General features: G+C 53.4%; 28 protein-coding genes. 13 read left to right on the forward strand and 15 right to left on the reverse strand.

Annotated elements, in window-relative coordinates:
- Window positions 1–70 precede the first annotated feature (70 nt).
- The 3 genes from dprA (at window position 71) to ABTW62_RS04075 (ending at window position 4,494) form a co-directional block, all read left to right on the forward strand.
- Window positions 71–1,180 carry a DNA-processing protein DprA gene (gene dprA, locus ABTW62_RS04065; protein ID WP_430903304.1) on the forward strand — a complete coding sequence of 370 codons (1,110 nt, stop codon included), beginning with the start codon at window positions 71–73 and terminating at the stop codon, window positions 1,178–1,180.
- A gap of 192 nt (window positions 1,181–1,372) precedes the next feature.
- On the forward strand, window positions 1,373–1,831 hold the full coding sequence (locus ABTW62_RS04070; RefSeq protein ID WP_430903305.1) for a DUF494 domain-containing protein: 459 nt from the start codon (window positions 1,373–1,375) through the stop codon (window positions 1,829–1,831).
- Window positions 1,832–1,992: 161 nt separating this feature from the next.
- Window positions 1,993–4,494: a DNA topoisomerase III gene (locus ABTW62_RS04075; protein WP_430903306.1), complete on the forward strand. Its 2,502-nt coding sequence runs from the start codon at window positions 1,993–1,995 to the stop codon at window positions 4,492–4,494.
- 152 nt (window positions 4,495–4,646) lie between these two features.
- On the opposite strand, the gene ABTW62_RS04080 is transcribed toward ABTW62_RS04075, so the two are convergent.
- Window positions 4,647–4,895 carry a hypothetical protein gene (locus tag ABTW62_RS04080; RefSeq protein WP_430903307.1) on the reverse strand — a complete coding sequence of 83 codons (249 nt, stop codon included), beginning with the start codon at window positions 4,893–4,895 and terminating at the stop codon, window positions 4,647–4,649.
- 450 nt (window positions 4,896–5,345) lie between these two features.
- Between ABTW62_RS04080 and aroA the strand changes: the two genes are divergently transcribed.
- From aroA to pyrF, 6 genes are all read left to right on the forward strand, one after another.
- Window positions 5,346–6,662 (forward strand): 3-phosphoshikimate 1-carboxyvinyltransferase, encoded by a 1,317-nt coding sequence (gene aroA, locus ABTW62_RS04085; RefSeq protein WP_430903308.1) that lies wholly within the window; start codon window positions 5,346–5,348, stop codon window positions 6,660–6,662.
- A gap of 148 nt (window positions 6,663–6,810) precedes the next feature.
- Entirely contained in the window at window positions 6,811–7,479 is a 669-nt protein-coding gene (gene cmk / locus ABTW62_RS04090; RefSeq protein ID WP_430903309.1) for a (d)CMP kinase, read from the forward strand.
- Window positions 7,480–7,663: 184 nt separating this feature from the next.
- A complete protein-coding gene (gene rpsA / locus ABTW62_RS04095) occupies window positions 7,664–9,385 on the forward strand; it encodes a 30S ribosomal protein S1 (RefSeq protein ID WP_430903310.1) in 1,722 nt (573 codons plus the stop codon).
- A gap of 8 nt (window positions 9,386–9,393) precedes the next feature.
- Window positions 9,394–9,711 carry an integration host factor subunit beta gene (locus ABTW62_RS04100; protein WP_430903311.1) on the forward strand — a complete coding sequence of 106 codons (318 nt, stop codon included), beginning with the start codon at window positions 9,394–9,396 and terminating at the stop codon, window positions 9,709–9,711.
- Window positions 9,712–9,867: 156 nt separating this feature from the next.
- Window positions 9,868–10,155 (forward strand): lipopolysaccharide assembly protein LapA domain-containing protein, encoded by a 288-nt coding sequence (locus ABTW62_RS04105; protein WP_430903312.1) that lies wholly within the window; start codon window positions 9,868–9,870, stop codon window positions 10,153–10,155.
- A gap of 15 nt (window positions 10,156–10,170) precedes the next feature.
- A complete protein-coding gene (gene pyrF, locus ABTW62_RS04110) occupies window positions 10,171–10,872 on the forward strand; it encodes an orotidine-5'-phosphate decarboxylase (RefSeq protein WP_430903313.1) in 702 nt (233 codons plus the stop codon).
- Between the two features lie 273 nt (window positions 10,873–11,145).
- On the opposite strand, the gene ABTW62_RS04115 is transcribed toward pyrF, so the two are convergent.
- From ABTW62_RS04115 to ABTW62_RS04140, 6 genes are all read right to left on the reverse strand, one after another.
- Window positions 11,146–12,192: a phytoene/squalene synthase family protein gene (locus ABTW62_RS04115; RefSeq protein WP_430903314.1), complete on the reverse strand. Its 1,047-nt coding sequence runs from the start codon at window positions 12,190–12,192 to the stop codon at window positions 11,146–11,148.
- Window positions 12,193–12,215: 23 nt separating this feature from the next.
- On the reverse strand, window positions 12,216–13,469 hold the full coding sequence (lysA, locus tag ABTW62_RS04120; protein ID WP_430903315.1) for a diaminopimelate decarboxylase: 1,254 nt from the start codon (window positions 13,467–13,469) through the stop codon (window positions 12,216–12,218).
- Window positions 13,466–13,618 (reverse strand): LPS translocon maturation chaperone LptM, encoded by a 153-nt coding sequence (gene lptM, locus ABTW62_RS04125; protein ID WP_430903316.1) that lies wholly within the window; start codon window positions 13,616–13,618, stop codon window positions 13,466–13,468. Before lptM ends, lysA begins: the two co-directional genes overlap by 4 nt.
- Window positions 13,619–13,715: 97 nt before the next feature.
- Complete coding sequence (locus ABTW62_RS04130; RefSeq protein ID WP_430903317.1) at window positions 13,716–14,369, reverse strand: ABC-type transport auxiliary lipoprotein family protein; 654 nt, start codon at window positions 14,367–14,369, stop codon at window positions 13,716–13,718.
- A gap of 2 nt (window positions 14,370–14,371) precedes the next feature.
- Window positions 14,372–15,274, reverse strand: coding sequence for an MlaD family protein (locus ABTW62_RS04135; protein WP_430903318.1), 903 nt, complete (start codon window positions 15,272–15,274; stop codon window positions 14,372–14,374).
- Window positions 15,275–15,310: 36 nt separating this feature from the next.
- Entirely contained in the window at window positions 15,311–16,147 is an 837-nt protein-coding gene (locus ABTW62_RS04140; RefSeq protein ID WP_430903319.1) for an inositol monophosphatase family protein, read from the reverse strand.
- Window positions 16,148–16,196: 49 nt separating this feature from the next.
- Between ABTW62_RS04140 and ABTW62_RS04145 the strand changes: the two genes are divergently transcribed.
- Window positions 16,197–16,931: an RNA methyltransferase gene (locus tag ABTW62_RS04145; RefSeq protein WP_430903320.1), complete on the forward strand. Its 735-nt coding sequence runs from the start codon at window positions 16,197–16,199 to the stop codon at window positions 16,929–16,931.
- Between the two features lie 108 nt (window positions 16,932–17,039).
- Here ABTW62_RS04145 and ABTW62_RS04150 read toward each other — a convergent pair whose 3' ends face one another.
- From ABTW62_RS04150 to ABTW62_RS04185, 8 genes are read right to left on the reverse strand one after another with little or no spacing between them, the layout of a single operon-like run.
- Complete coding sequence (locus tag ABTW62_RS04150) at window positions 17,040–18,221, reverse strand: alkaline phosphatase PhoX (protein ID WP_430903321.1); 1,182 nt, start codon at window positions 18,219–18,221, stop codon at window positions 17,040–17,042.
- A gap of 11 nt (window positions 18,222–18,232) precedes the next feature.
- Entirely contained in the window at window positions 18,233–18,934 is a 702-nt protein-coding gene (pgl, locus tag ABTW62_RS04155) for a 6-phosphogluconolactonase (protein WP_430903322.1), read from the reverse strand.
- A complete protein-coding gene (locus ABTW62_RS04160) occupies window positions 18,916–19,572 on the reverse strand; it encodes an HAD family hydrolase (RefSeq protein ID WP_430903323.1) in 657 nt (218 codons plus the stop codon). Before ABTW62_RS04160 ends, pgl begins: the two co-directional genes overlap by 19 nt.
- Window positions 19,569–20,513, reverse strand: coding sequence for an NAD-dependent epimerase/dehydratase family protein (locus ABTW62_RS04165; protein ID WP_430903324.1), 945 nt, complete (start codon window positions 20,511–20,513; stop codon window positions 19,569–19,571). The genes ABTW62_RS04160 and ABTW62_RS04165 overlap by 4 nt, the downstream gene beginning before the upstream one ends.
- The gene (locus tag ABTW62_RS04170) at window positions 20,506–21,444 is read right to left on the reverse strand and encodes a phosphoglycerate dehydrogenase (protein WP_430903325.1); all 939 of its coding nucleotides are present in this window, start codon (window positions 21,442–21,444) and stop codon (window positions 20,506–20,508) included. The genes ABTW62_RS04165 and ABTW62_RS04170 overlap by 8 nt, the downstream gene beginning before the upstream one ends.
- On the reverse strand, window positions 21,441–22,202 hold the full coding sequence (locus ABTW62_RS04175) for an HpcH/HpaI aldolase family protein (protein WP_430903326.1): 762 nt from the start codon (window positions 22,200–22,202) through the stop codon (window positions 21,441–21,443). The genes ABTW62_RS04170 and ABTW62_RS04175 overlap by 4 nt, the downstream gene beginning before the upstream one ends.
- Before the next feature lie 26 nt (window positions 22,203–22,228).
- Complete coding sequence (locus ABTW62_RS04180) at window positions 22,229–22,978, reverse strand: 3-deoxy-manno-octulosonate cytidylyltransferase (protein WP_430903327.1); 750 nt, start codon at window positions 22,976–22,978, stop codon at window positions 22,229–22,231.
- Window positions 22,979–22,984: 6 nt separating this feature from the next.
- A complete protein-coding gene (locus ABTW62_RS04185) occupies window positions 22,985–23,227 on the reverse strand; it encodes a hypothetical protein (protein ID WP_430903328.1) in 243 nt (80 codons plus the stop codon).
- Between the two features lie 15 nt (window positions 23,228–23,242).
- On the opposite strand from ABTW62_RS04185, the gene ABTW62_RS04190 reads away from it, so the two are divergent.
- Genes ABTW62_RS04190 through ABTW62_RS04200 form a run of 3 tightly spaced genes read left to right on the forward strand, consistent with a single transcriptional unit; the run spans window position 23,243 to window position 26,593 of the window.
- Window positions 23,243–24,511: a hypothetical protein gene (locus ABTW62_RS04190; protein ID WP_430903329.1), complete on the forward strand. Its 1,269-nt coding sequence runs from the start codon at window positions 23,243–23,245 to the stop codon at window positions 24,509–24,511.
- Window positions 24,504–25,289, forward strand: coding sequence for an FkbM family methyltransferase (locus ABTW62_RS04195; protein WP_430903330.1), 786 nt, complete (start codon window positions 24,504–24,506; stop codon window positions 25,287–25,289). Before ABTW62_RS04190 ends, ABTW62_RS04195 begins: the two co-directional genes overlap by 8 nt.
- On the forward strand, window positions 25,286–26,593 hold the full coding sequence (locus ABTW62_RS04200) for an O-antigen ligase family protein (RefSeq protein WP_430903331.1): 1,308 nt from the start codon (window positions 25,286–25,288) through the stop codon (window positions 26,591–26,593). The genes ABTW62_RS04195 and ABTW62_RS04200 overlap by 4 nt, the downstream gene beginning before the upstream one ends.
- Window positions 26,594–26,608 lie beyond the last annotated feature (15 nt).

Below are 26,608 nucleotides of genomic sequence, written 5' to 3' on the forward strand. Positions count from 1 at the left end.
GTTTTTTGGCATTTCACCCTGAAGATTGCTGGCTTCCGGGTAACCGTTAGGGAATCAATATCTCCATTTAATGCTGATCAATCAGGATATCGAGTTTTGGCTGCGTCTCGGTCTGACTGAAGGCGTGGGTGGCAAGTCTATCCGTCAGCTGTTGACCGCTTTTGGTAGTCCAGCCGAGATTTTTGCTGCGAATCTGGGTGCGCTTGAACGTGTCGTGAAAAGACCCGTCGCCGCCCGTATATTTCATCGCAAGACGGATGAGGAAAAACTCGCCAGGACTCTCGAGTGGCTGGAGGATCCGCTCAATGCACTCATTACCTTTGCCGATCCTGACTATCCGGGGCTGTTGCTCAATATACCCGACCCGCCGCCGATTCTCTATTTCAAGGGCCAGCGCAAACTGCTTGCTCAGCCAGCGCTGGCCATGGTTGGCAGCCGCAATGCAACGCCGCAAGGCCTGGCAAATGCCGAGGCGTTTGCCGAGGCGGCCAGTAGTGCCGGATTCTGTGTGCTGAGCGGCCTGGCGCAGGGGGTTGATGCCGCCGTCCATCAAGGCGGGTTGCGCGGGTGTGGTTCCAGCATGGCGATTGTCGGTACTGGGCTAGATATTGTTTATCCGGCGAAGAATCGTGAGCTGGCTCATCGATTGGCCAGGGAGGGTGCGCTCATCTCCGAATTTCCCTTGGGCGTGCCCGCCATGGGCAAAAATTTTCCGCGCAGGAACCGTATTATCAGCGGCATGTCTCATGCGTGTCTGGTGATCGAGGCGACACTCTACAGCGGATCGCTCATTACTGCCCGGCTGGCCTTGGAGCAAGGGCGTGAAGTCATGGCGATACCCGGTTCCATTCATTCGCCCTTATCCAAGGGATGTCATGCGCTGATTAAACAAGGCGCGAAACTGGTTGAAAGCATTCAAGATATCCTGGATGAATTGAATTGCCAGCCACGCTTACCGGCTGATTTTTCTGCGGCCGGTAGCGAGACGGTGCAGGCAGAGGCCGACCGCCATGATGATGCTACTTTGCTTGTGCACCTGGGTTTTGATGCGACGGATATCGATACGCTTTGCGCACGCAGCGGCTTGACGGCCGAGACAGTATCCGCCATGCTATTAAACTTGGAATTGGAAGGGAGAATTGGTACGCTGCCCGGAGGCCGATATCAACGCATTCGTTGATATCGGTGTCACGCGGGCCGCTGAGCAGACGCTTGGTGTGCGGAAAAGAGGCGGGGCCGGTGCCTCCGCTTCCTTGATTTTTATGAGATTGGCGGTCCAAGAAAGCGTCCGGCTGGAAGCGCTTGGGCCTGACTTCGAAGTGAATGCAATTCCAGGAATGGAAGCAGATATTTAATAGTCGCTGGGCAAACTATGTTTGATATTCTTGTTTATTTATTTGAAAATTATTTTGATACTGGTAACTGCCCGGATCCCGCTACATTGACACGTAAGCTGTCGATGGCTGGTTTTGATGACGAAGAAATAACACTGGCATTGGACTGGCTTTCGGATTTTTCTGGTCAGGATGCAAATCGTTATCCAGCTGGCCTCGCTGAGAGCAATTCTATACGCTATTTTACGCCCCAGGAAATGGAAATTATCGATACCGAGGGGCGTGGTTTTATTCATTTTCTCGAACAAGCAGGTGTGATTAATCCCCTGCAGCGTGAATTGTTGATTGACCGGGTGATCCGGATGGATGGCGATACCTCCAGTCTGGAGAAAATAAAATTGGTGGTATTGTTCGATCTCTGGATCCAGAATCAGTTGACGGATCGAAATATCGTCGAGCGGCTGTTCGTGGTCAGTGATTCCCATTATCGGCACTAAGTGCCTGAATAAGAGTCGTATTTCCTAAATCCGTTCATGACTGGCGGTCCGGCTATAAGGTTGATTATCCAGCCAGTCCGCCAGACTCGCCTGATTCCGTAAGTACATTCACGGTTCTAACAAGCCCTCAATCAACGTTCACAGCAACCTGACGCCTTCCCATGAGCAAAAAACTGATCATCGCCGAAAAACCCTCCGTTGCTAATGATATCGCACGCGTGCTGGGCAATTTTACTAAGCATAACGACTATTATGAGAATGATGAGTATGTCTTGTCTTCCGCGATTGGGCATTTGCTTGAACTGGTTGTGCCGGAAGAATATGAAGTTAAGCGGGGGAAATGGAGCTTCGATCACTTGCCAGTGATTCCGCCGCGCTTTGACCTGGCGCCCATTGAGAAGACTTCGGCACGCTTGAAATTGTTAAGCAAGCTGATTAAGCGCAAGGATGTCGATACGTTGATCAATGCCTGTGATGCCGGCCGGGAAGGCGAGTTGATTTTTCGTTATATCGTTCGTCATACTGGCAGCAAGAAGCCGGTTAAGCGGCTGTGGCTGCAATCCATGACGCCGGCCGCCATTCGAGAGGCTTTTGCGAACTTGCTGGAAGACAGCGAGGTCCAGCCCCTGGCGGAAGCTGCGGTCAGCCGTTCCGAGTCAGACTGGTTGGTGGGGATCAACGGTACCCGGGTCATGACCGCATTCAATTCTCAGGAGGGCGGGTTCCATAAAACAACAGTCGGCCGGGTGCAAACACCGACGTTGGCGATACTCGTCGAGCGCGAGGAAGCGATCAAGAAGTTTGTACCGAGGTCCTACTGGGAAATCCACGCGGTTTTTTTGGCGGATGGGGGTGCTTCCTACAAGGGGAAATGGTTCGATGAAAAATTTACTAAACGTAAGGATGAACCAGAGGCCAGGGCGGATCGGTTGTGGAATCAAGCCGGGGCCGAAGCGATCCGGGACAAATGTCAGGGGCAGTCCGGTATCGTTTCCGAAGAGAGCAAGCCTGCCAAGGAAAACTGCCCGCTGTTATATGATCTGACCAGTTTGCAACGAGATGCCAACAGCCGCTTTGGTTTTTCCGCCAAGGTGACGTTGGGCCTTGCTCAGGCGTTATACGAAAAACATAAAGTGTTGACCTATCCGCGTACGGACGCCCGTGCACTGCCTGAGGATTACTTGGCAACCGTCAGGGAGACATTGCAGGCTTTAGAAAAATCACAGTATGGCCAATTTGCCGGGCAGATTCTCAATGCCGACTGGGTTAAACCTAACAAGCGCATCTTCAATAATGCCAAAATTTCCGATCACTTTGCGATCATACCGACCGCGCTTGCACCCAAGAAGCTCAATGAAGCCGAGGAAAAACTCTATGATCTGGTCACCAAACGTTTTCTGGCAATCTTTTTTCCGGCTGCCGAGTTTCTGATTACGACCCGCATTACCCGGGTGGAGGATGAACCCTTCAAGACGGAAGGCAAAGTCATGGTGCAGGCGGGCTGGCAGGCTGTCTATGGTAAAACCGAAGCAAGCCAGGGCGGTGAGGATGGCTCGGTATTGGCAGCGGTTGCGCTGGATAAACCCGTTACGGCAGAAGAAATAAATGTCGTGGCCAATCAAACGCGTCCTCCCGCGAGATACAACGAATCCACCCTGCTATCGGCCATGGAAGGTGCCGGAAAACTGGTGGAGGATGAAGAGTTGCGTGCGGCCATGAGCACGAAGGGGTTGGGGACGCCTGCCACCCGTGCTGCCATTATCGAAGGGCTGATTCTTGAAAGCTACATTCAGCGTTCGGGACGGGAGTTGCAGCCGACAGCCAAGGCATTTTCCTTGATTACCTTACTGCGCGGGCTCAAGATTCCTGAATTGATTTCGCCTGAATTGACGGGTGACTGGGAGTTCAAGCTGCGCCAAATAGAACAGGGTCAGCTCAAGCGTGACGCATTCATGGAAAAAATTGCTGCCATGACGCGCCATATCGTCGAGCAGGCCAAGAGCCATCGAGGGAAAACAATCAGTGGAGACTTTGCGACGCTCAAGGTGCCTTGTCCGAAATGTGGTGGAGTGGTGCAGGAGACGTATAAAAAATTCCAGTGCCAGCAATGCGATTTTGCGTTGTGGAAAATTCTGGCCGGACGACAGTTTGAAGTAGGGGAGATGGAGACTCTAATCTCCACGCGTGAGATCGGGCCATTATCCGGGTTTCGTAGCAAAATGGGGCGCGCATTTAATGCCATCATCAAGCTTACGGACGATCTTGAAATGAAATTCGACTTCGGCAACGAGGACGATAAGACCCAGGAGGAAGTCGATTTTTCAGACCGGCAGGCACTTGGCAAATGCCCTCAATGTGGCCATTCAGTGTATGAGCATGGTCTTTTCTATATTTGTGAGAAGGCTGTGGGAGCGCATCCCACCTGTCAGTTCAAAACCGGCAAGATTATTCTCAACCGGCCTATCGAGGTTGAGCAAGTGGTCAAGCTGCTGCAAACAGGCCGAACCGATCTGCTGACCAAATTCATTTCCAAGAAAGGACGTCCATTTTCCGCCTATCTCGTGATTGGGCCAGAGGGCAAGATCGGGTTCGAGTTCGAGCAAAAAAAGGCTAAGGGCAAGTCAACCGATACTGCCCTTAAAGCCAAAAAAGTCACATCCTGACGAGGTTGCACAACAACCCCTTCCCGCTGTATTCAGGATTTTTTTGTTTGTGATCCAGTTCCAGTGCCTGAGCGGTGGAATGCGCCCAACGCTCGTGCCTGAAACCGTTGCAGGTGAGGTTGGTGTGCCGCGGTAAATGACACAAGCGTGGATCAGGCATAGGTGTGGATGACATATCGAACGATTCCTGACATGGCAGCGATAAGAATCGACAGGCTCCCTATGACGGCTACGCCTTCGACTAAGAGGAAGGCGAAGGCCTGGCCGAAACTGGTGTATTCCACCTCTCCCGCCTCGTTGCGTCGACGGTCTTTGCGAACTTTAATCCAGTGAAGGATCATGCAAACAAACGGAATTGCCAGGATAGAATAGAGTAATGTTGATAATGAAGAATCTTCCATTGATCGACCTCGCTTTTGAGTATGATAAAATTAATAAACTAATCAAGGATGCGTTGCACTTGACTTGCTTCAATTCGGCAGATTAGTCTGCATGAATATTATAATAAAACTTTGAAGCTTCAGTTGATTATGTGAAGTGTGCAAGTGGCGGCGCCTGACGAGATCGGTTGCCGTGAAATGGCATCCATTTTCCAAAGCGTTGCAGGGCCGAGCTGCTGTCCAAATGATGGCCTTCTCTACAAAGTAGAATAATTAAAATATGAATAAATGCTCAGGGATGATCGTGTCGATTTGCTCGACCAGCGCCCACTCAGGTTTTTGGCGTAAATATGAATAGCAATTTGATGCAGTTGACGCCAGGTAAGTTCCTGGGTATATCTGGGAAACAGTCAAGAAAAAAGCGGCAGGTAATAAAAAACCGCCTACCCATTTCTCAATTACCATCGATTTATGAACTGGCTTGATCTTCCGCTGGCCCGCCAGGTGCAGGGCGTTGTCCAGTTGCCCGGTTCGAAAAGTATATCCAATCGCATTCTCTTGCTGGCGGCTCTCGCTGAAGGCGCTACCTTGATCAGGGGGCTGCTGGCATCCGATGACACCCAGCAGATGTTGACGGCCCTGAAGAGATTGGGTGTGGATATTGCGCCAGCTGGTCAAGAGGGATTGTGGGTCGAAGGGTGTAAGGGGGTATTCCCGGTCAAGGAGGCCGAGCTGTTTCTAGGGAATGCCGGAACGGCTTTCCGTCCTTTGACCGCTGTGCTGGCATTGATGCATGGACATTATCATCTTTCCGGTGTGCCGCGCATGCATGAGCGCCCCATTGGGGATCTGGTCGATGCATTGCGGCAAGTCAACGCGGCGATTTCCTATCTTGGCCACGAGGGTTTTCCTCCGCTTGAAATACATCCGGCAACGATTCGACCCGCCGATATCTTCATCAAGGGCAATATTTCCAGTCAGTTTCTGAGTGGGTTGCTGATGGCGTTGCCGCTCACGGGCGAAGCGATGGCGATTACTGTCAATGGCAGATTGATTTCCAAGCCTTATGTGGAACTGACCATGGCGCAAATGGCGCGCTTTGGCGTGCGTGTCGAACACACCGCCTGGCAGCATTTTGTTTTGCCGGCTGGTCAGGTTTATCGCAGTCCTGGAGAAATCATGGTAGAGGGCGATGCCTCTTCAGCCTCCTATTTTCTTGCTGCGGGAGCCATTGCAGGCGGGCCGGTGCGGGTGGTGGGCGTGGGCAAAAACAGCTGCCAGGGAGATATCCGCTTCGTTGAAGCACTCGAAGCAATGGGGGCCCAGATTGAGATGGGAGAAGACTGGATTGAAGCCTCGGCGCCAGCTTCCAGAGCTGGTGGTAAGGCCCTGAACGCTATTGATTTCGATTGTAATCATATCCCCGATGCCGCTATGACGCTGGCCACGACGGCTTTGTTTGCCGAAGGTACAACCACGCTTCGGAATATTGCCAGCTGGCGAGTCAAGGAGACAGACCGGATCGCGGCCATGTCGAACGAGCTGCGCAAATTGGGCGCGCAAGTTGAAAGCGGCGAAGATTTTCTGCGTGTAACACCGCCGGATGGACCGTTGATCAGTCATGCCGATATTGATACTTACGATGATCATAGAATGGCGATGTGTTTTTCCCTGGTGTCGTTGGGCGTGCCAGTGCGCATCAACGACCCGGCTTGTGTGGCCAAAACTTTCCCGGATTACTTTGAGAAGTTTTCGATGATTGTGCATCGCCGTACCGGGCAAGCATGAGTTGTTGAGCCGTCCATGCCTGTTTGTCGATTATCACCTGCCGCCATGCTGGCTTGTGACCTAAGACCGCCGTTATTTGAAATGACGCTTTCTTATTCTTTCGGAAATTTCCTGGATTGATCAATCATCTATGCAAGCACCCTATAAAATGAATGATTCTGCCGTACCTGTTATTACGCTGGACGGCCCCTCCGCCTCCGGGAAGGGCACGATTGCACGCCTTGCGTCACAAGCGCTCGGGTTTCATTATCTCGACAGTGGCGCGCTTTATCGTCTGGTTGCATTGGCAGCCATGCAGGCCAATGTGGATGCCCATGACGAGCAACGATTGGCTGATATCGCTCTCCATCTGGATGTCTCTTTTAGCGATACGTCGGTCTGGCTGGACGGTAAGAATGTCGGCGATGAGATTCGCGCCGAATCCTGCGGGGAATTCGCGTCCAGGGTTGCGCACTTGCCGGCGCTCAGAGCTGGATTGTTGGGTCGCCAGCGTGCTTTTCGGAAACCTCCCGGACTGGTTGCCGATGGGCGCGATATGGGGTCGATGGTTTTCCCCGACGCAGTGCTCAAAATATATCTGACCGCGAGCACCGAGGAGCGTGCGCATCGTCGCTATAAGCAGTTGATGGAGAAAGGAATAAATGCTAATATCGAAAATCTTCTGCAAGCGCTGCGAGAGCGTGATGAGCGTGATAGCAATCGTGCTTTATCGCCTTTGCAGCGAAGTGGAGATGCAAGACTATTGGATACGACTTGTCTGACTATCGAACAAGTTGTCGACAAGGTGTTGGAAATGTACGCAGAAACCAGAGACTAAGTATCAGGTGATGCTTGACGCTCGAGAAAACATGAAGTGTTTTTATTTGAGGGTTATGGCTGAAGCTGCCTGAGAGATTATGGACCAGACTGCCCTATCAGTTCCTTCATTTATTTTTTAACTTAACTAACCCATCCCCTGTTGTTGCGCGGGGATACTATTTACGATCAGGTATTTTTTTATAATGACTATTGCTACCAACGAAACGGCTTCCTCTGAAAGTTTTGCCGAACTCTTTGAAGAAAGTCTTTCCCGCAAGGAAATGCGGGTAGGAGAGGTGATTACCGCTGAAATTATCCGCGTTGATTATAATTTTGTAGTGGTTAACGCCGGGCTCAAATCAGAGAGTTATATCCCAATAGAAGAATTTAAAAACGATAAAGGCGAAATCGAGGCGCAGGAAGGCGATTTTGTGAGTGTAGCCATTGAAGCGCTCGAGAACGGCTACGGAGAAACCCGCTTGTCAAGGGATAAGGCAAAACGCCTGAGCGCTTGGTACGATCTGGAAGCGGCCATGGAGCAAGGAACGATCGTGACCGGTATGGTCAATGGCAAAGTCAAAGGCGGTTTGACCGCCACCATCAATGGCATTCGTGCTTTCTTACCCGGTTCTCTGGTGGATATTCGTCCCGTTAAGGATATGACACCTTTCGAAAACAAGGAAATGGAATTCAAGGTGATCAAACTTGACCGCAAGCGTAACAATGTGGTCGTGTCGCGGCGCGCAGTGCTGGAGGAAACCCAGGGAGCAGACCGGGAAGCGTTGCTGGCGAGCTTGCACGATGGCGCTGTTGTGCATGGTATTGTCAAGAATATTACCGACTACGGCGCATTCGTTGACCTGGGCGGAATAGACGGATTGCTGCATATCACCGATATTGCATGGCGTCGCGTGAAACATCCAACCGAAGTGGTCAATGTCGGTGACGAAGTGACCGCTAAGGTGCTGAAATTCGATCAGGAGAAAAACCGGGTTTCCCTGGGGATGAAACAGCTGTCAGAAGATCCATGGATTGGATTGTCCCGGCGTTATCCTCAAGGTACCCGCCTGTTTGGCAAAGTGACGAACATGACCGACTACGGAGCTTTTGTTGAAATCGAGCAAGGCATAGAAGGGCTGGTGCATGTTTCGGAAATGGACTGGACCAACAAAAATGTCTATCCATCCAAGGTCGTTCAGTTGGGTGACGAGGTGGAAGTGATGATACTCGAGATCGATGAGGATCGTCGGCGCATTTCGCTGGGCATGAAACAATGTAAGCCCAATCCTTGGGAAGAATTTGCCCTGAATCATGAAAAAGGCGACAAGGTTACCGGTCAGATTAAATCGATTACGGATTTTGGTTTGTTTATAGGATTGCCGGGCAATATTGATGGTCTCGTGCACTTGTCTGATCTTTCCTGGACTCTGCCAGGCGAAAAGGCAATAGGCGAATTCAAGAAAGGGGATGAGGTAGAGGCTGTCGTGCTGTCGATTGATGTCGAGAAAGAGCGTATTTCGCTGGGGGTCAAGCAGCTGGAAGGCGATCCTTTCACCATCTATGTTGCATCGCATGACAAGAACAGTATTGTCAAAGGTACCGTGAAATCGGTCGATGCCAAAGGGGCGGTCATTGCCCTGACCGATGAAGTGGAAGGCTATTTGCGTGCATCTGAACTGTCCCGCGATAAAGTTGAGGATATCCGTTCTCAAATCAGTGAAGGGAACGAGATCGAAGCGATGATCATCAACATCGATCGTAAGAACCGCAATATCAACTTGTCTGTGAAATCGAAAGTTCAAGTAGAAGAGGAAAAAGCAGTGAAGGCCGTGACTTCTGCACCACCGCCTGCGCATGCGGGGACTACCAATTTGGGTGCCTTACTTAAAGCCAAGATCGACAGCAAAGCCTCAGAGGAACAATAAAACTAGACATGACGAAATCTGAACTGATTTCAAGGTTGGCAGAGCGTTTTCCTCAATTACTGGCCAAAGACGCCGAGCTGGTCGTCAAAATCATACTTGACGCGATGACTAGGAGTCTTTCTCGAGGAGAGCGGATCGAGATTCGCGGATTTGGTAGCTTTGATCTTAATTACAGGCCTGCGCGCATTGGCCGTAACCCCAAATCAGGCGAGAAAGTGCACGTGCCTGAGAAATATGTACCACATTTCAAAGCTGGGAAAAAAATGCGCGAGCTGATAGACTCCAACTACAAGAAACAAAGCGTGCCGGACCGGGCTACCGGCTGAGCGGTAGGCTGCGCATGGCATGATCTGTTCATGTGGTTGGCGTTGATAAGCCCGGGAAAGTGATCCTCATGAGGGTGATGCTGAAGGGTAAGTGCAGTCGATTCAGTATAAGATAAGATCCCCCTTTTCTATCACAGGTGATAGAAAAGGGGGTATGTGCAGCGCTTGCCGAGAATGCATCCCTGTTGCAGGGCCGGTGCTGCGATTTATTATCCTGAGCTTTCTCAAAAAATAATGCGCATATTCGCTACCCTTTTACGTTTGGCCATTTTTCTGCTCCTGCTGAGTTTTGCGGTAAAAAACTCTGAAATGGTGACGATTCAATATTATCTGGGGATAGAGTGGGAGTTGCCCATGATCATCATTCTCTTTATTTGTTTCACTGCGGGCACCATTTTTGGTTATTTCTCCTGTCTTCTGCAGAAGCTCTACAAAAAACAGTGATGCTGTGATATTTGTATGAGCGATCCACGCATCATCGTTGCACTGGATTTCCCTGATCCTGCTCAGGCTCTGGCGCTCGCCGCCCGGCTCGACAGCCGCCTTTGCCGGGTGAAGGTAGGCAAGGAGCTGTTCACGCTAGCTGGTCCACAATTGATCGAGAAGTTGATGGCGTTGGGTTTTCAGGTATTTCTGGATTTGAAATATCATGACATCCCCAATACTGTTGCAGCCGCCTGCCGAGCCGCTTCGGGTTTGGGTGTCTGGATGATCAATGTCCACGCGCTGGGGGGGCGGAAGATGATGCTTGCTGCCCGGCAGGCTCTGGATGGGAGGGCGACCAAGCTGGTCGCCGTCACATTGCTGACCAGCCTGCGCCACAATGATCTGGATGAAATCGGCATACATGAAGCACCGGAGGTGGTCGTGCGGCGCTTGGCGGCGCTTGCACAGCAATGTGGGCTGGATGGCGTAGTGTGCTCTGCTCTGGAAGCGGCGCAACTGAGGGCATTACTGGGTAGTGGCTTCTTGCTGGTGACGCCCGGTATTCGAACGGCAGCGGACAGTCTGGATGATCAGGCCAGAGTTGCCACACCCTCGGCAGCGATAGCCAATGGGGTTGATTATTTGGTTATTGGCAGGCCCATTACCCAATCACCCGATCCACTCAATGCGCTCGAACGGTTGAGCCATGAAGTGGCATGTGTCAGCGAGCGGTGAGGTGTGAGTGTCATCGCAAGGTGGCCCCAAATGTACAAGGTGGCCCCAAATGTATTGCGGCCGGCCACCTGTATTCTGCCTGACCCGGCTGCAATCACCCGGGAAATCAGCTAGGAGGCAGTCCGAGAATAGCGATCGTAGCGAGGGCGAGGCTGGTTGAGTTGGATTTTTCGATCATTTGAGGCGAATAGTCGTTCTATTTAACGAAAAGGATCGTAAAATCCGGCCAATCAGGCTCGTCCGCAGTAGATCAGTCTATTCTCGGACAGCCTCCTAGATTACTGTCGAACTGCTTTTGTTTTCTGGCAGTCCTTTGGCGGTCAGGTTGAAGAGCTTTTGAAGCGCCCAGTCTTGTCTAGCCAGCAAGCTCGTGATTAGGATCGAGGTTTTAACGCTGCGGCGCGAGATCTTGACTTGCGAGCCTTCGGTAAAATCACGTTTCTGGTTGATTTTGTTCAGGGTCAGGACTGCCATGCCGATTGCCCACAAACAAAAGCGGCGAATACCCGTTTCCTCAGGTGGAATCAGGCAGGTGTAGGCCAGGGCGTTATGTAGATGATGCCTGGCAATGCCGATTAAAACCCCCAGACCGTTATGAAAGCCTGGGTCAGAACAGCCCGGCTTCAGATTGTTCAGGTCAAAACCTTCTCGCAAGAAAATATCTTGTGGGAGCCAGCAGGCCCCGCGCTTCCTGTCTTCCCAGATATCCTTCAGGATATTGGTCATTTGCAATCCCTGTCCGAATGATACAGACAGTGTCATCAGGGCGGATTTGTTATGGCTGATTCCGGGCGAATAATCGCAGAATAATTCTGTTAGCATTTCACCTACGACACCCGCGACATGATAGCAATAACGATCCATTGCGGCCATGTTTTCAAGGCCGGCAAGCGATTCTGCTTCCTGGTATGCAACCATGCCATCACCCATAATACGGACGCAGCGCTCCAATGCACGACGCTGAGCCGGGTTGAAGCTATGAGTGATGCGTATGACCGCAGGAGTATTCTTGATGAGATCATGTTCGGCCGGAATGGTATGCTTGGAAAGCAACGGATATAAAGTTCGAGCAAAGGTTTCAGCTTCCACCTCACCGTTGACTACCGCGACAAACATCTCTGCAAACTGTCGGGTTTGCTCCGCTGACAGCGCATTGTCATCCTCGACGGTATCGACGATGCGGCATAATAGATATGCGTTACCGATGACCTGGCATAGAGCAGGCGGCAACTGGGGGATCGTCAGCGCAAAGGTACGCGATACCCCTTGCAGGATATGTTCCTGGTATTGCATATCATCGAGTGTCGCAAGTATAGGCATGATCGGAGAATTATAGGAAAATATCAGGCCAGCAAATTTTCCAGGGCATATAAATGTTCAATTGGCTCACGGGCCCTGATAAGGTGAGCAGTGTGGCCGTCCACCATTACTTCGGCAGCACGGGGGCGAGTATTGTAATTCGAACTCATGCTCATTCCATAGGCGCCGGCAGACATGATAGCCAATAAATCATTTTGCTCAAGTGTCAGATGGCGATCCTGCCCCAGAAAGTCGCCCGTCTCGCAAATAGGTCCGACAACTTGGTAGCTAGCACTTGTGCCTGGCCGGTTCGCGACCGGTATTATTTCATGATAGGCATGGTACAAGGCGGGGCGTAATAAATCGTTCATGGCGGCATCAACGATCGCGAAGTTGCGTGCAGGGGTGTGCTTGAGGTATTGCACCCGCGTCAAGAGTAAGCCTGCATGACCGACCAGCGCGCGTCCCGGCTCGACCAACAGGCGCAGCGTGGGATCGCCCACAGTGGCGGAGAGCGCCTTGACGTATTCCGTTATCGTGGGAGGAGATTCTTGCTGATAGCATATCCCCAGTCCCCCGCCAAGATCGAGGTGGTCGATAGAGAGGCCTTGTGCCTGCAGACGGGCCAGCAAATCCAGCATTTTCCTGGCGGCCTCGATGAAAGGGGCAATTTCGGTCAGTTGTGAACCGATATGACAGTCCAGACCTTTGGGCTGAATATGCGGCAATTGCTTGGCCAGCGCATAGATCCGCTCGGCTTCGGTTGCCGGGATGCCAAATTTGTTTTCCTTGAGACCAGTCGAGATATAAGGATGTGTGTTGGCATCGACATCAGGATTGATGCGTAAACTGACAGGCGCGACTTTACTCATCCGGCCGGCGATCTCGTTCAGAGCGATCAATTCCATTTCCGATTCGACATTGAAGCAAAAGACGTTTGCAGCCAGTGCTGATTGTATTTCCTCGCCGGATTTTCCTACGCCGGAAAAGACAGTTTTCTGCGGATCGCCGCCCGCTTTCAATACTCGCTCCAGTTCTCCACCAGAGACGATGTCGAAGCCGCTGCCCAATCCTGCCAACAGATTGAGAATGGCGATATTGGAGTTGGCCTTTACTGCATAGCAAATGAGATGATCGTGATTGCCGAATGCATGGTCAAAGGCCTGATAAGCTGAAGTGATGGCCGCGCGTGAATAGACGTAGCAGGGGGTGCCAAATTCGGCGGCGATGTCTGCTAGCGAGACCGATTCGGCAAAAAGCTGATCCTGGCGATAGCAGAACGGAGTCCTATCGTTCATGACTGCCTCTGCGCATTCTTGGCAGGATCATCCTGGGGCAGATAAAGCGGCCCCTTGTGCCCGCAGGCGGCCAACAGCAGAGGAAGCAGAACGGCAAAAACCAGCGTGCGTAGGCAAAGGGGTGAAAATATCAAGGATTGATGAGTCATATATGTCATGAAGTGATGGATTACCTGGCATGCCTGCAACAGAAGCGGCTATTTTATTCGTCCGCAGGCGCAGATTGGGAAAAATAGTGTACGGCTATCAAAGGACGGTATCTGATCGCCGATCACTGACATCAGAATGGCCGGAATGTTGGGTCTGTCCGAGGCGATGGACCAGCCACTCTGTCAATTCACCAGCCAGCTTGTCGCTGAGCCGTATAAAAGCTTTGACAGCGCCTGCCGCATCGGCGGTTTCTGTCGATCCGGTCAGTGAAAAGTTGCGTTGCGCCACGATGGATTGGGTCGTTCGCTCAAACAAATGCGCTCGCCATTCTATCATCACCTGACTACTGTGCGGCTGCCCAAATATTTGGACAAATTCACTCAGTTCGATCCTCAGCAGATAGCTTGCTGGCAGACCGTTGCTGATAATGTTGTCTATTCCGCTGTGATATGCCGCGATATGCTGCCTAATACGTTCCGTCAGCAACTTTGCCGGTGGAGCTGCCCAGCGGCTGTTGGCATAGGCATAGGTTTGTGCCGGGTCATGGTAAGCCAGACGGTAGCGAATGGCTTGGGTATCCAGCCAGACTGGCGCCGAAATTTCCGCAATTTGTATGATTGCTTGTAAAGGCAGCGAAATTTGTGATTCTGACTGGGGCATCGGTCCCAGATCATAAGTCGAGACCGGGGGGAGCGCCTTGGGTGCCAGTGTGCACCCGGCAAGCAGCAGTGCGACAAGATATTTTTTCATTATCAGTGTTGCCGGGGTGGCAAGAATCCCGCTTCGCCTGGTCCGGGCTGGGCCGGGGGTTTGCCGAATATCAGGCTCTGCGGTTGATTTTCGAGCGAATGCAGCAGCTGATTGAGGGCCTGCGTGCTTTGTGTAATAGCTAAGCTGGTTTCCCTCAGGCTGGCCAGTGTTTCCGCCATTTCCAGTGAGCCGCGGGCGACGCGATCGGCTATGCCGCCTTGTTGGTTGATTTTTTGTAAGACCTGGCCGACATCTCCCAGTATTTGCTGGGTGTGTTTGAGCGTCACGAGGCTTTCGTTCGTGAGCTGTGGCAGTGCCTGGATATCAGTCTGAAATTGTTGGACAAAGTCATCGTAATGCTGGATTGTTCTGGCCAGATTGCCAAGAATATCGCCGATATGGGCCTGGTTCTGCTCGTTCAGCAAACTGTTCATGCGTGTGATCGCTTCATTCGAATTTCTCAGCACCTCCTCCAGTGAGTCGGAGAGGGTCTTGATGAGCGACAATCTCAGGGGAATGTGCATGCCGGGTTCGAGATCGCCAACTCCGATTTCAAGAATGTCATCGTTGAGTTCGATATAGGCTAAACCAGTAATGCCCTGGCTGGCAAGCTGTGCATAGACATTCTGAGGCAGCGTGACCTGATTGCTGACCGCGATGCGCACGATGATATTGCGCATGTTTTTTACGTCGAAATAAATATCCTCGACTTTTCCGACATTCACGCCCCGGTAACGAACCGATGCCTCCGGGTTCAATCCGGATACCGATCCGCCTTCCGAGATCACAAAATAATGATCGTAGGTGATGCTTTCGCTGCTAAACCATTTCACTGCCATTGCCAATGCAGCGCTCAGCAGGATGACGAATAGGCCGGCTGCAAAGGCATGTGCACGGTTCTCCATTATGTTCCTCCCGAATAAATGGTCAATCTTGCGATATTACTTGGCGTGCCTGGCGGGTGGTCGATTTTCGGCAATGAGTTGTTCGGTCAGATGCGGAGCGATGATTTGCAGAAGCTGTACAAAAATCTTTGGATTGCCTGCCACCACTTGCCCGCTTTTCAGGAAGTGCTCATTGCCCTCCAAATCGCTGACCATGCCGCCTGCCTCGAGAATCAGTAGACAGCCAGCCGCCATATCCCATGGCGCCAGCCCCATTTCCCAGAAACCATCGTAGCGGCCCGCCGCGACATACGCAAGGTCCAGCGCTGCGGACCCTGGGCGGCGGATACCGGCAGTTCTTGGAATGACATCCTTGAACATGGCCAAATAGGCCTCCATATGGGTGAAATCTCGGAATGGGAATCCGGTGCCAATCAACGATTCGCCCAATTGCGTGCGTTTACTGACACGGATACGATGGTCGTTGAGGAAAGCGCCGCCGCCGCGGCTGGCGGTAAACAATTCGTCCTTTACTGGATCGTATACCACAGCTTGTGACAGCACGCCCCGGTGCAGCAGCGCGATTGAAACCCCATATTTGGGAAAGCCATGCAGAAAGTTGGTGGTGCCATCCAGCGGGTCGATGATCCACTGATACTCTGATTTGCTTGCGTCTCCGCTGTTGCCGCTCTCTTCTGCTAGAATCGAGTGATCTGGGTAAGCATCCAGCAATGTTTTGATAATCGCTTCTTCTGCAGCGCCATCCACTTCACTGACAAAATCACTGTGGGCCTTGCGTGTGACAGTCAATCGCTCCAGGTTCTGGGATGCGCGATTGATGATACTGCCCGCGCGACGTGCAGCTTTCACTGCGATGGTAAGCATGGGATGCATGTTGAAGTATTCCGGTTGAAATCTATAAACAAAGGGCCATTATTTTAATATGAATCCAGTTTCACCGCTCGACAATGTCCGGATTGTGCTCAGTCATACCAGTCATCCAGGCAACATTGGCGCGACTGCCCGGGCCATGAAAACCATGGGTTTGAGCAAGCTCTATCTGGTTAATCCCAAGCGTTTCCCAGACAATGAGGCGGATGTGCGTGCATCCAACGCGCGCGATATACTGGGATCTGCCCAGGTTTGCGCCAATCTGGAAGAAGCGGTCGGTGGCACTCATCTGGCTGCAGCCCTGACTGCCCGTCCACGCGATCTGCCACATCCGACTCTGAACGCCAGACAGGCAGCCATGGCGCTCGTACAGCAGGCACGGCAGCAACCCGTTGCCTTGCTGTTTGGCCGAGAGAGTGCGGGCCTCACTGCGTCCGAGATTAGCCGGTGCCAGCTGACCGTGCAGATTCCGGCAAATCCAGCCTATTCGTCTCTCAACCTGGCAGCCGCAGTCCAGATTATGGCCTATGAGTTGCGTATGGCGCTTGACGAGTCGGTGATACATTCTGCTGCCCGTTCACCGGAACTGGCCAGTTTGCATGAAGTTGAAGGGTTTCACCGTCATTTGGAGCAAATCATGGTCACGAGCGGATTTCTCGATCCCAAACAACCCAAGCGGCTCATGCGCCGCATGCGCCGCTTGTTCGCACGTACTCGTCTCGAAAAAGAGGAGGTCAATATTCTGCGTGGTTTGCTGAGCGCCGTCGATCTGCGCAAACCGGATTGAACGCCCCGGCATCAGGCCGTATGTTCCCGGCCTGCTGCTTTGTGGCGCGGCAGATGGGGCGGCCAATGCAAAAGTATTTACCCAACTTGCAAACCCAACTTGCAACGGTTAGCGGGAAAATCCCGTGATTTCATAGGTGATGCCTGCTTCGGGGCGTCCGGTTGTGCCGCGCTGTGAGCTGAAATAGAGCCTTGAGCCATCCGGGCTGAAGGTCGGCCCGGTGATTTCGGAGCGTTTCTGGCCGATGATCTGCAGGAGAGGTTTAATCGTATCGCCTGATAAAATGACGATTTGCATATTGCCGCCATCTTCCGCCACCAGCAGCTCGCCGGTTTTGTTGGCGGTCAGGTTGTCTACTCCGGTTAGTACAGGGGAGGCATGACGGGCTGCATCGTAAAGAATATCGAGCTGCCGGTGCTTCGTATGGTATGCCCATACCCGGTTGTCGCCCTTGGTCGTGAAATAAACGACGCCATCCTGATACCAGATACCTTCGCCCCCGTTGAAGTGCATGGCCTGCGCGACCTGTTTGCGGGTCGCCTGCAGGGTGGCGGCCGGATCGGGTAGCCGTTGCCAGCGGATCTCCTCCCCGTGACTGCCCGCCGGTGCCTGCATCACTTCAAGATATCCATCACCCAGGGCCGGTGTGCCGGTGGCGTCAAACTTGTTGGCGGTATAGCGGTACAGGCAGCCATCCGGCTCATCTTCGGTCAGATAAAGTTGCATGCTGTCGGTATCTACCGCGACAGCCTCGTGCTTGAATCTTCCCAGCGCTGCGCGGATGACGGCCGGTCGTGCGCCGAATGGATCGCATTCCCAGACATAGCCGCGTTTTGTTTCTTCACAGGACAGCCATGTTTGCCAGGGTGTGGCACCGCCGGCACAATTGAGTGTGGTATGGGTCAGAATCGGATAGGCGTCAATCAGCCGGCCTGCATGGTCGAAATGCAGGGCACCGGCGCCACCGATCTTGTTTTTCATTTCGCTGTTGGAGACATAAATCCAGCCACCGTTCTGCGAGGCAAAGGTCGCGCCCCCATCCGGTGCGGCATGCCAGCGATAGCCAAACAGGTCATCGCCAGATCTGGCGATGATGCGTGAAGCGAAGCCAGTGGGCAGGCGCACGCCGTTGGTGTCTGGTGTTTGAAGCGGACCGATAGCGGCCAGTCTGTTCGGTGCTGCCTGGCCGCTGACTGGAAATAGGAAGGGAGCAATCATCAAGCTTCCGAGGCTCGCCGCTCCCAGCTCAAGTAATCTGCGGCGGCCTGAATTAAAGTGAAGATCATTCATTTCAACAATGCCTACTCTTGGTAAGTGGTATCCGTTTCAAATACTGTGACCGGTTTGTGTTGCAAGAGTTTAATGAACGGCAAACTGGGGTCCGGCCGGGCGATCATTTGATCGAGGAATTGTCTTTTACCGTTTCCTGTGATGACCAGGCTGATATGGTCGCTGTCAATCAATGCCCGGAAACTGAGACTCATGCGCAGGGCGGGTGCAGCCGGTGGCGTGGCGGCTTGGCATAGATGGGGGGCAGACGGATCGAGCGTCATGCCGGGAAAGAGTGAAGCAATATGGCCATCTTCTCCCAGGCCGAGAATGGTCAGGCTGAAAGGCCTGGGGATTGCGGACAAACGGGTATGGAGGCTGGCAATCGCCAGCTCTGGATGCGCATGTGAGGTTTTGAAAGGGATGAAGTGTGGCGGTATCCGCATATTTTGCAGGAAATGCTCGCGCAGCAATCGCTCATTTGAATCTTGGTGGCAAGCATTCACCCAGCGTTCATCACTGAGTGTGATATAAATCTGATCCCAGGGTAAATCCTGCTGCCCTAGCTGTGGCAGATAGGCGCGCGGGGTTTGGCCGCCCGGCACGACCAAACTGGCCTGGCCTCTCTGAGCGAGTGCGTCACGAAGGGTCGTGCTGGCATATTGGACAAACGCATGGGTCAGTGCGGACAGGTGACTGAAATAGTGACGCTGGATCAGGTGGTGAGCTGGCATAGGTCAGGTAAGGTTGCAACCTGTTCCGGGAAAGGGTTGGGATCGCCGGGGCGGACGCGGCCGATAAACGCAACGCCGTTACCCTGTGCGCTTTCGTAATCGACCAGCGCATCGCCGATCATCAGTACCCGTTCGGCAGCCAGTGCGTGGGCCGACAAGATGTCGGCAACCAGTGTCTCTTTCAGCGCGGGCGCGCCGCGCACCTCGGTGAAATAAGGGGACAGGCCGCGCCGTTCGACGATGATATGCAGTTCGTTTTCAGGCGTGCCGGAGGCGACGAATAGGGGAATGCTGGCAGCCGCCTGGCGAATCAGCGTATCCGCGCCGGGCACAGGCTGGCAGGCAATTACCGCTTCCATGACGAGCTGCGAAAAGCGTCTATCGAGTGCCTGCTCTTCTTCCAGAGTGAGCGGTGGTTTGTGCAGTAATTGTTGCTGGAAATAATGAAACTTGCGATAACGCGACATGCCGCCGTTGGCGCGATGATAGGTGACAGCGGCTTGTGCGATGGTCTCGCCGTAGTCGCGGTACAGTTCGGCAAAGGCCTGGGCCTTGATATCGCCAGACTCAACCACGACGCCGTCGAAGTCAAAAATGATGGCTTGCCAGTATTGTAGGGGTTTGATGAAGGTATTCATGCCCAATTATCCGAGGTGGAAGGCGTCGTATCGTTTTCTTCGTGACCTTGATTGATCTGTTGATGGATTTCCCTGAGGCAGTCGAGCAGCCCTTGTCCCAGATCGACATGCTCGTTCAGTACGAGTTTGCGGCCAATACGGGGTTGAAAAGCGTAAGGCGTGATCTGGTAGTGATGCACCGGATTGGCTTCATCGAAATGCAGCGCAACCGGCCAGGGCATGATCTCCGAAATCATGGTCATGACATCGCGTGCGCGCAGTTTTTCCTGGCCGGTCAAAATCAGATGGCGGTTGGCGAATTCCGGGGCCAAAATTTGTACACTCATGCGTGCGGCATCTTCGACATGAATATACTCCCGGATGGCTTCGCCGCTGCCGCGATAAGTGATGGAGTGATTTTGTATGGCCTCATGCAGCATGCGATAGATGCCGTTGCGTTTGTCCGAACGCCGGCCATACAGCGACCCATAGCGCAGAATGGTGTAATCCAGCCCATATCGCTCATGGTAGGTTTCGGTGAAGCGTTCGGCAGCTTGCTTGCTGGCGCGATAAAACGAACCGGACTCGGAGTAGACATAGACGCTGCTGGCAAAGACAAAGCGGCGTGCACCGGCAATACGGGCGGCTTCCAATGCATGCATGTTGCCGAGTACGTTGACGCTGGCGGTGGCCAGTGGCTTGTCATGGGCTTCATCGATATCGGCAATTGCTGCGAAATTATAGATGAACGCCGCGTCCCGGACAGCTTCAACGACCTGATCAAGATCCATGAGATCGCCCACGATCATTTCCTGGTCGGGCCGCTGATACGGAGAAGGCGTGCGATCAAACAGGCGGACCCGATAGCCGGCATTGGAGAGCGCATCGGCGACATGACTGCCTAGGAAGCCCCCGGCACCCAGTACAACGGCTATTTCTTCGGGATGGGAGCTGTTATGCATGGACCGCACCTGTCTCAACCAATCCTTGCCATAGATTCTCTGCTGCTTCGAGCTCCATGCGTTGCCGTGCTTCGCGTGCGAGCGATCCGATATGTGAGGTCAGAATTATGCGTTCGGATTCACGTAAAGGCCCAGCATAAGGCTCCTGCTCGAAGCAATCCAGTGCAGCGGCACCCAGATGGCCGGTTTCCAGCGCGTGGTGCAGCACGTCTTCATCGATCAACCCGCCGCGTGCCGTATTGATCAGGATCGCGCCGGGTTTCATGCGGGCAATCGTGTGCGCATTCAGCAAATGGTGAACCTTCGCTGAATAGGGCAGGTGCAGGCTGACCAGATCGGCCTGCTGCAGGAGTGTCTCCAATGGTAGGGCTGTCACGCCCTCGGGCATTTGCTGCTGATAGGGGTCATGGGCAATGACATGCGCATCGAATGCCAGGCATAGACGCGCCACGCGCTGTCCGATATGTCCACATCCAATGATGCCAACGGTTTTGCCAGCCAGTAAGCGGCCTTGTGTCCGGGGCCATTTACCCTGGCGTATCAGCCGATCGGTTTGACAGATCTGGCGCAGACTGCAGAGGATCAGCCCCAGGGTCAATTCAGCGACTGCTTGGGCGGGTGCAGCGGGCGTGTTCAACACCTTGATATGCAGCCGCGAGGCTGCGGCCAGGTCAACATTGTCCAGCCCGGTTCCGCAGCGTGCAATCACACGCAAACTACCGGCAGCGGCTGTCAATACGCGTTCGGTAAGCGGTTCGACGCCAGCTAACAAGGCGACCGTGTCATTGCCAAGCAGGGTGAGGATTTCATCCTCAGTCAATTTGCGCCCATGCGGATTGCTGGTCAGATTGATCCCCTGTGCACGCAGGCGTTGCAGGGCGGGATTGCTGTCGAGATCGAAGGAGGAAGTGGAAATGACGATTTTACTCATGAACGGGTTTTGATGATTTGGAGATGATTGCGGCAAAGGGAATCGAGCATGCGGATGTCCAGACTATAGCCCAGAAAGGTGAAGCCGTCCTGGATGCGCTGCTGCAATGCGGCCGGATCGGGTTCAATGACGTGAATGCCGCCCGCTTTATGGTGGCGGATGCCGGCTTCCAGAACCTGGCGAATAGCCGTTTGCACTTCCGGGTGATCGAGCTCGCCCGGCCGGCCCATCGAGCCGGAAAGATCGTATGGTCCAATGATGTAGGCATCCACATTCGGGACTGACAGTATCGCATCGATATTCTGGACTGCTTCGATGTGCTCGATCATGACGATGACGACTGCGTGCGCCTGCAGCCACTGCCGATATGCCTGGAAACTTGCGCCATAGCCCTGGGCGCGCGCCAGGCCAACGCCCCGATTGCCTGCAGGCGGATAATATACAGCGCTGACCGCTGCGGCAGCATCCGTGGCGGACTTGATCATGGGCACCATCACACCGGTTGCGCCTGCATCCATGACGCGCTTGATCTGGTCCGGATGATTGGACGTCAGGCGCACAATGGCCGGGCAATGCCGCCCATCGAGCACCTGTATCATCCTCTGAATTTCGCTCAATTCCAGCACGCTATGCTCTGCATCGAGCACCAGCCAGTCGAAACCGGCCTCGGCCATGATTTCTGCAATGGCAGTATGGCCGAGCGTAATCCATGAGCCGATGGTCAATTCACGGCGGGTCAGTCGGGTTTTAAGTGACATGCGAAATGCGGTTCCGGTTGTTAGTATTAGTATTGCGTAAGCAAGGGATCGTCTGCCAGCAGGCCGACCACACGCGCCAGATCCGCCTCGGTATCGACGGCCTGGGTGTCATAATGCGTTTCTATCATCCTGATCTGCCGGCCATGCTCCAGCAGGCGCAGCATGTCGATGGATTCCAGCTGTTCCAGCGGTGTGGGCGGCAGGCTGCAATACGCGTTCAGGCAAGCGCGTGTGAAGGGGATGATGCATACTTGTTTATAAACCGGTGTCATATCGAGCCCACCCTGGGCCAGTGTCGGAATGGGCTGGCGTGTCATGAACAGGGCATTCCCTTGTAAATCCATGACAACTTTGATCGTGTTGGGGTTCCTGAAATCCGCTTCATCATCGATGCGGCGTGTCAGGTTGACGCATTCCAATTGAGTATTGTGATGAAAAGGGGCGACAGCCGCGTCGATCATGGCCGGGTGCACCATAGGTTCGTCTCCTTGCACCATGACGATCAAATCGGCATCCGTCTGCTCGGCAGCTTCGGCAATTCGGTCGCTGGCGCGCTCGTGGCTATCGGCGGTCATGATGACTGGCGCGCCAAAGGATGCTGCTGCCTGCCGGATGGCTTCGTCGCAAGTCGCGATATAAGTGGCGGCCAGCGAGCTGCTCATGGCGACGCGTTGGTAGACATGTTCCAGCATGGTGCGTCCCAGTAGCTGTGCCAGCGGTTTGCCGGGAAAGCGCGAAGAACCCATGCGCGCAGGAATCATAGCGATCGTTTTCATATGGATTCAAGTATTGGTATAAAGGTGCGACTCATTGAGCGGCAGGCGGCTTCGAATTCCTGACTGCATGGATGAACGAACGATGTGAGTGATTTTGAGCAAGTTGTTGCAACCGGATTCATGGAGATCATTCGCTGTGTATAATGCGGCATTCACCAGACCGATGACTGCATATTTTCTAAATTCCCGCATGATAACACAGGCATGAAAGCCCTTTTTTTTCTCCGCCATTATAACGATATTGATCATATAACGCCGGTCATTATGAAATGGGCCGAATCCGGACATACTTGCGATGTCGTGTTGATCGGGTCCAGGAAATTCCGGCAGGATTTCCGGCTTGAATATTTGGCAGGACTTGATGGGGTGCAGGTGGCGCATGTGAGCGAGCTGTTTACACCCTGGTTGTATACGGCCTGGCGACTGCAAATGTTGCTGTTGACTGGTAATTTGCGCCGTTCCTTCGTCGGGCCCCTGGTGCGCCGCCTGGCCAATGTTTACACGGCCAGGCGGCGTGCGCCACTGTGGTGCAAAACGGGACAGTTACTGCTGGAGCGGACATTCGGCCAGGATACGCGAGGCGTGTTAGCATTCGATTGGATTGAACGCAACTCGGTGATCGCAGTGGAATGGGTGGAAGCCGTCGTTGCCATGGCGCGCAAACAGGGACTGGGCACAGTGTCACTGCCGCATGGCGATAGTCCTCACGCGAATCAACTGATCCGGCGCGGGGAGTGGCGGCTGGGGCCGGATGCGACATTTTCCGCCGCGCGCATTTTTGACCGGTTGGTTGTTCCCAATGAATTATGTGCGCAGCGTTTCCGGCCCTTTCTCGAGGAGCAGGCAATCGCCATCCTGGGTTCCCCGCGTTTCAGCGAAGAATGGCTCGCTAGGCTGAAAATTTTGGCGCCGCCATCGCCGCTGGCCAATATCGGGAATCAGAAGCGACTCAAGATTGTGATGTTCTTGCGAAAGGCAAACTTTACGACCTTCTGGGAAGAAGTCAGTGAAGTCGTGCACTTGATCGCTGCCTTCGAGCAAGTCGAGCTCATCATTAAGCCACACACGCGGAGTGGCTGGAAACAGTCGTTCACCCGCAGCAAGTCATTGCAGAAATTGAAGAATGTGCGTATCGCCAGCGACAGCATGCATTCGGTGCATCTGATGAACTGGGCCGATGTCTGCATCGATCTGGCGACCTCGGTGGTATTCGAGGCGGTTCGTTCCAGGCAGCCCGTTCTGGCAGCCGATTATCTGCACGCTGGGCGTTCGGCAGTGGCTGAATACATGCCAGAAACAGCGCTGCACTGCCGGGATGATGTCTATGAGAAGATCAGTCATTTTCTTGCCAGGGGCTGTCAGGACTTTTACCTGGAAGCGCATCGGCAAAAGTTCTTGGACCATGTGTTGGACGTGGGAGGCAAGGCGGTATTGTCACGCTATGTCGCTTTGCTGGAAGAGACGGGCGGGGGCGGGGCAGCCACTGTCCGGGATGCACCGAATAATCCAACTGCGGAGGGTCGCAATGTCTAATCTGTTCTCGGTCGAGTTCCTGAAAAATCTGGTGGTAGCGGCTTATGCGGTCAAGGGGGGTGCCAAGACGGTGCAAGTCAGGGGGCAGCCGATTCAATTGACGGTCGATCATTGGCGCGTCCTCAAGCGCATCCGGACCTATTCCGTAAAGGAGCCGGATACCCTGGACTGGCTGGACAGTTTTGAGCCGGGTGCGTGCTACTTCGATATCGGAGCCAATATCGGTCAATATTCCCTTTACCCGGCTAAAAAATTCGGTGCCGGCATTCGAGTTTTTGCTTTTGAGCCACAAAGTAACAACTACTATGCGTTGAACAAGAATATTTGGCTTAACGATTTGAAAGATCAGATCACCGCCTATTGTGTCGCGATCGGCGGAAATAACGGATTTGATAAATTGTATGTGCCCAAATTCATTCCGGGTGGCAACCGCTCGCAGTTCGGGCGGGAATCGCTCGAGGCCATGAAGGTGCCCGCTTCGCATGTCCAGGGGATGTTCGGCGTGACGCTGGATGAGTTGTGCGCCAAGTGGGGATTTCCATATCCGAATTACATCAAAATCGATGTGGATGGGATTGAGATTCAGATCCTCAAAGCGGCTGGGAACGTTCTGAGGCATCCCAATCTGCGTTCCGTCATCGTTGAATTGGGGACCGATGCTGAGCAACAGGAAGCCATTGAGATCATGCGGCAGGCTGGTCTGGCATTAAAGGCCAGAACGACCCAGAACTGGGGCGAAACCTGTTGTGTATTTGAACCCGATCCGGCAAGCGCATGAGTGCAGCACCTGATTCTGGTAACGAACAGACTGGATTCTTCAGCAAACTTGTCTTCTGGTATGGGCATGCACTCGGCTGGCGCGAGCTGCTGGCGAGGTTTGCGCTGGGGCTGTTTTGTATTGCGCTGTGGCATAACGGCTTATTCTATAGTGCAATTCCCGTTTTGGCGCTGGCCTGGCTGGTTGATGGTGGCTTGTTCAAACTTGATCGATTGATCAAGCAGCCGTTGGTATGGGGCATCCTGGTGTTTTGCGGTGTATGGCTGCTGGGTTTGTTATGGAGTGATTTCCCGGCGGCCTTCGAAGGCAAATGGAAAAAGTATTTCATCTTGCTGACTTTCATTCCTTTTTTCGCGTTGTTGAATAACAATCGATGGCCCTGGGCGGTGGGCGCGTTACTGAGCGGCTATGTGGGTATTCTGGCGCTCGGCAGTTATCAATGGGCGATTGAAGGTGCGCAAGGGATTCCCTGGCTTAAGTTTTCCTATCTGGGTTATTCGGCGGCGATCGGCACGGGCGTGATACTGGCAGCATTTTACGGCTGTATCGCAGCAACCAGACGCCGGGCATGTTTCTCCTGGTTATTGGCCTTGCTGTTGTTGTTTCTGCAATTCAATCAGAGTTCGAGAGGATTGCTGGTTGCCACCCTGGCAGCGTTGCTGCTGATACTGGTGCTGCGTTACAGAATCGAGGGTAGAAAGTTAATGGCCAGTCTGACTGCAGCAGTGGTGGCCATTGCTGTATTTGCCGCGAGCAGCGATGTCCTGCAGGAAAGGCTGTACCAGGCCGGCACCGACCTGCGATTGTTCCAGCAAGGCCATTATCAAACCAGCCTGGGTTACCGGCTGGCAATGTGGGAAATCGGTCTGCGCGGCATTGCCGAACGTCCGCTGCTGGGACATGGCGCTGGGATGGCCAGACAGTATTTCGATGAGCAGATCGTGACACACCAACAGGGGATTTACCGGAATCTGCCCGAGTTCCAGAAAACGGTGCATTTTCATAATGAATGGATCGAGGTTGGGGTGCATTTGGGGCTGCTGGGCATATCCGCATGGGTATTTTTGTTATGGTGCTGGTTTCAGGCATTCAAGCGCTGCCGAATGGGCCTGCTTGGCGCGGCGATGGTATGCTATATCGTCATGGCCGGGCTGTCCCATGTTTTCTTGTTGTTTAGCCGGATTCCGCCATTGCTGCTTGTCATTACGGCTCTGGTGATTTGCTGGCGGCAGCAGCAGCCAAATGAATCGGATACAATAGACGATACGTCTTTGACCGCCCATGAGGCAACAGCCGATGCCTAGTAATCCGTTCCGTCA

It is taken from the genome of Nitrosomonas sp. ANs5 (assembly GCF_050584665.1).
In the GTDB taxonomy this organism is placed as follows: domain Bacteria; phylum Pseudomonadota; class Gammaproteobacteria; order Burkholderiales; family Nitrosomonadaceae; genus Nitrosomonas.

Excerpts from the sequence above, each read along its gene's own strand:
- ABTW62_RS04140 (WP_430903319.1), bottom strand. The coding sequence starts at position 16,147 with ATGCATCCCATGCTTACCATCGCAGTGAAAGCTGCACGTCGCGCGGGC.
- ABTW62_RS04190 (WP_430903329.1), top strand. The coding sequence starts at position 23,243 with ATGAAATGGGCCGAATCCGGACATACTTGCGATGTCGTGTTGATCGGG.
- lptM (WP_430903316.1), bottom strand. The coding sequence starts at position 13,618 with ATGACTCATCAATCCTTGATATTTTCACCCCTTTGCCTACGCACGCTG.
- pgl (WP_430903322.1), bottom strand. The coding sequence starts at position 18,934 with ATGCCAGCTCACCACCTGATCCAGCGTCACTATTTCAGTCACCTGTCC.
- ABTW62_RS04175 (WP_430903326.1), bottom strand. The coding sequence starts at position 22,202 with ATGTCACTTAAAACCCGACTGACCCGCCGTGAATTGACCATCGGCTCA.
- ABTW62_RS04170 (WP_430903325.1), bottom strand. The coding sequence starts at position 21,444 with ATGAGTAAAATCGTCATTTCCACTTCCTCCTTCGATCTCGACAGCAAT.
- cmk (WP_430903309.1), top strand. The coding sequence starts at position 6,811 with ATGAATGATTCTGCCGTACCTGTTATTACGCTGGACGGCCCCTCCGCC.
- ABTW62_RS04135 (WP_430903318.1), bottom strand. The coding sequence starts at position 15,274 with ATGGAGAACCGTGCACATGCCTTTGCAGCCGGCCTATTCGTCATCCTG.
- ABTW62_RS04070 (WP_430903305.1), top strand. The coding sequence starts at position 1,373 with ATGTTTGATATTCTTGTTTATTTATTTGAAAATTATTTTGATACTGGT.
- rpsA (WP_430903310.1), top strand. The coding sequence starts at position 7,664 with ATGACTATTGCTACCAACGAAACGGCTTCCTCTGAAAGTTTTGCCGAA.
- ABTW62_RS04150 (WP_430903321.1), bottom strand. The coding sequence starts at position 18,221 with ATGAATGATCTTCACTTTAATTCAGGCCGCCGCAGATTACTTGAGCTG.
- ABTW62_RS04100 (WP_430903311.1), top strand. The coding sequence starts at position 9,394 with ATGACGAAATCTGAACTGATTTCAAGGTTGGCAGAGCGTTTTCCTCAA.
- lysA (WP_430903315.1), bottom strand. The coding sequence starts at position 13,469 with ATGAACGATAGGACTCCGTTCTGCTATCGCCAGGATCAGCTTTTTGCC.
- pyrF (WP_430903313.1), top strand. The coding sequence starts at position 10,171 with ATGAGCGATCCACGCATCATCGTTGCACTGGATTTCCCTGATCCTGCT.
- dprA (WP_430903304.1), top strand. The coding sequence starts at position 71 with ATGCTGATCAATCAGGATATCGAGTTTTGGCTGCGTCTCGGTCTGACT.
- ABTW62_RS04080 (WP_430903307.1), bottom strand. The coding sequence starts at position 4,895 with ATGGAAGATTCTTCATTATCAACATTACTCTATTCTATCCTGGCAATT.
- ABTW62_RS04185 (WP_430903328.1), bottom strand. The coding sequence starts at position 23,227 with ATGATCAATATCGTTATAATGGCGGAGAAAAAAAAGGGCTTTCATGCC.
- ABTW62_RS04180 (WP_430903327.1), bottom strand. The coding sequence starts at position 22,978 with ATGAAAACGATCGCTATGATTCCTGCGCGCATGGGTTCTTCGCGCTTT.
- ABTW62_RS04145 (WP_430903320.1), top strand. The coding sequence starts at position 16,197 with ATGAATCCAGTTTCACCGCTCGACAATGTCCGGATTGTGCTCAGTCAT.
- ABTW62_RS04200 (WP_430903331.1), top strand. The coding sequence starts at position 25,286 with ATGAGTGCAGCACCTGATTCTGGTAACGAACAGACTGGATTCTTCAGC.
- ABTW62_RS04115 (WP_430903314.1), bottom strand. The coding sequence starts at position 12,192 with ATGCCTATACTTGCGACACTCGATGATATGCAATACCAGGAACATATC.
- ABTW62_RS04160 (WP_430903323.1), bottom strand. The coding sequence starts at position 19,572 with ATGAATACCTTCATCAAACCCCTACAATACTGGCAAGCCATCATTTTT.
- aroA (WP_430903308.1), top strand. The coding sequence starts at position 5,346 with ATGAACTGGCTTGATCTTCCGCTGGCCCGCCAGGTGCAGGGCGTTGTC.
- ABTW62_RS04130 (WP_430903317.1), bottom strand. The coding sequence starts at position 14,369 with ATGAAAAAATATCTTGTCGCACTGCTGCTTGCCGGGTGCACACTGGCA.
- ABTW62_RS04195 (WP_430903330.1), top strand. The coding sequence starts at position 24,504 with ATGTCTAATCTGTTCTCGGTCGAGTTCCTGAAAAATCTGGTGGTAGCG.
- ABTW62_RS04075 (WP_430903306.1), top strand. The coding sequence starts at position 1,993 with ATGAGCAAAAAACTGATCATCGCCGAAAAACCCTCCGTTGCTAATGAT.
- ABTW62_RS04165 (WP_430903324.1), bottom strand. The coding sequence starts at position 20,513 with ATGCATAACAGCTCCCATCCCGAAGAAATAGCCGTTGTACTGGGTGCC.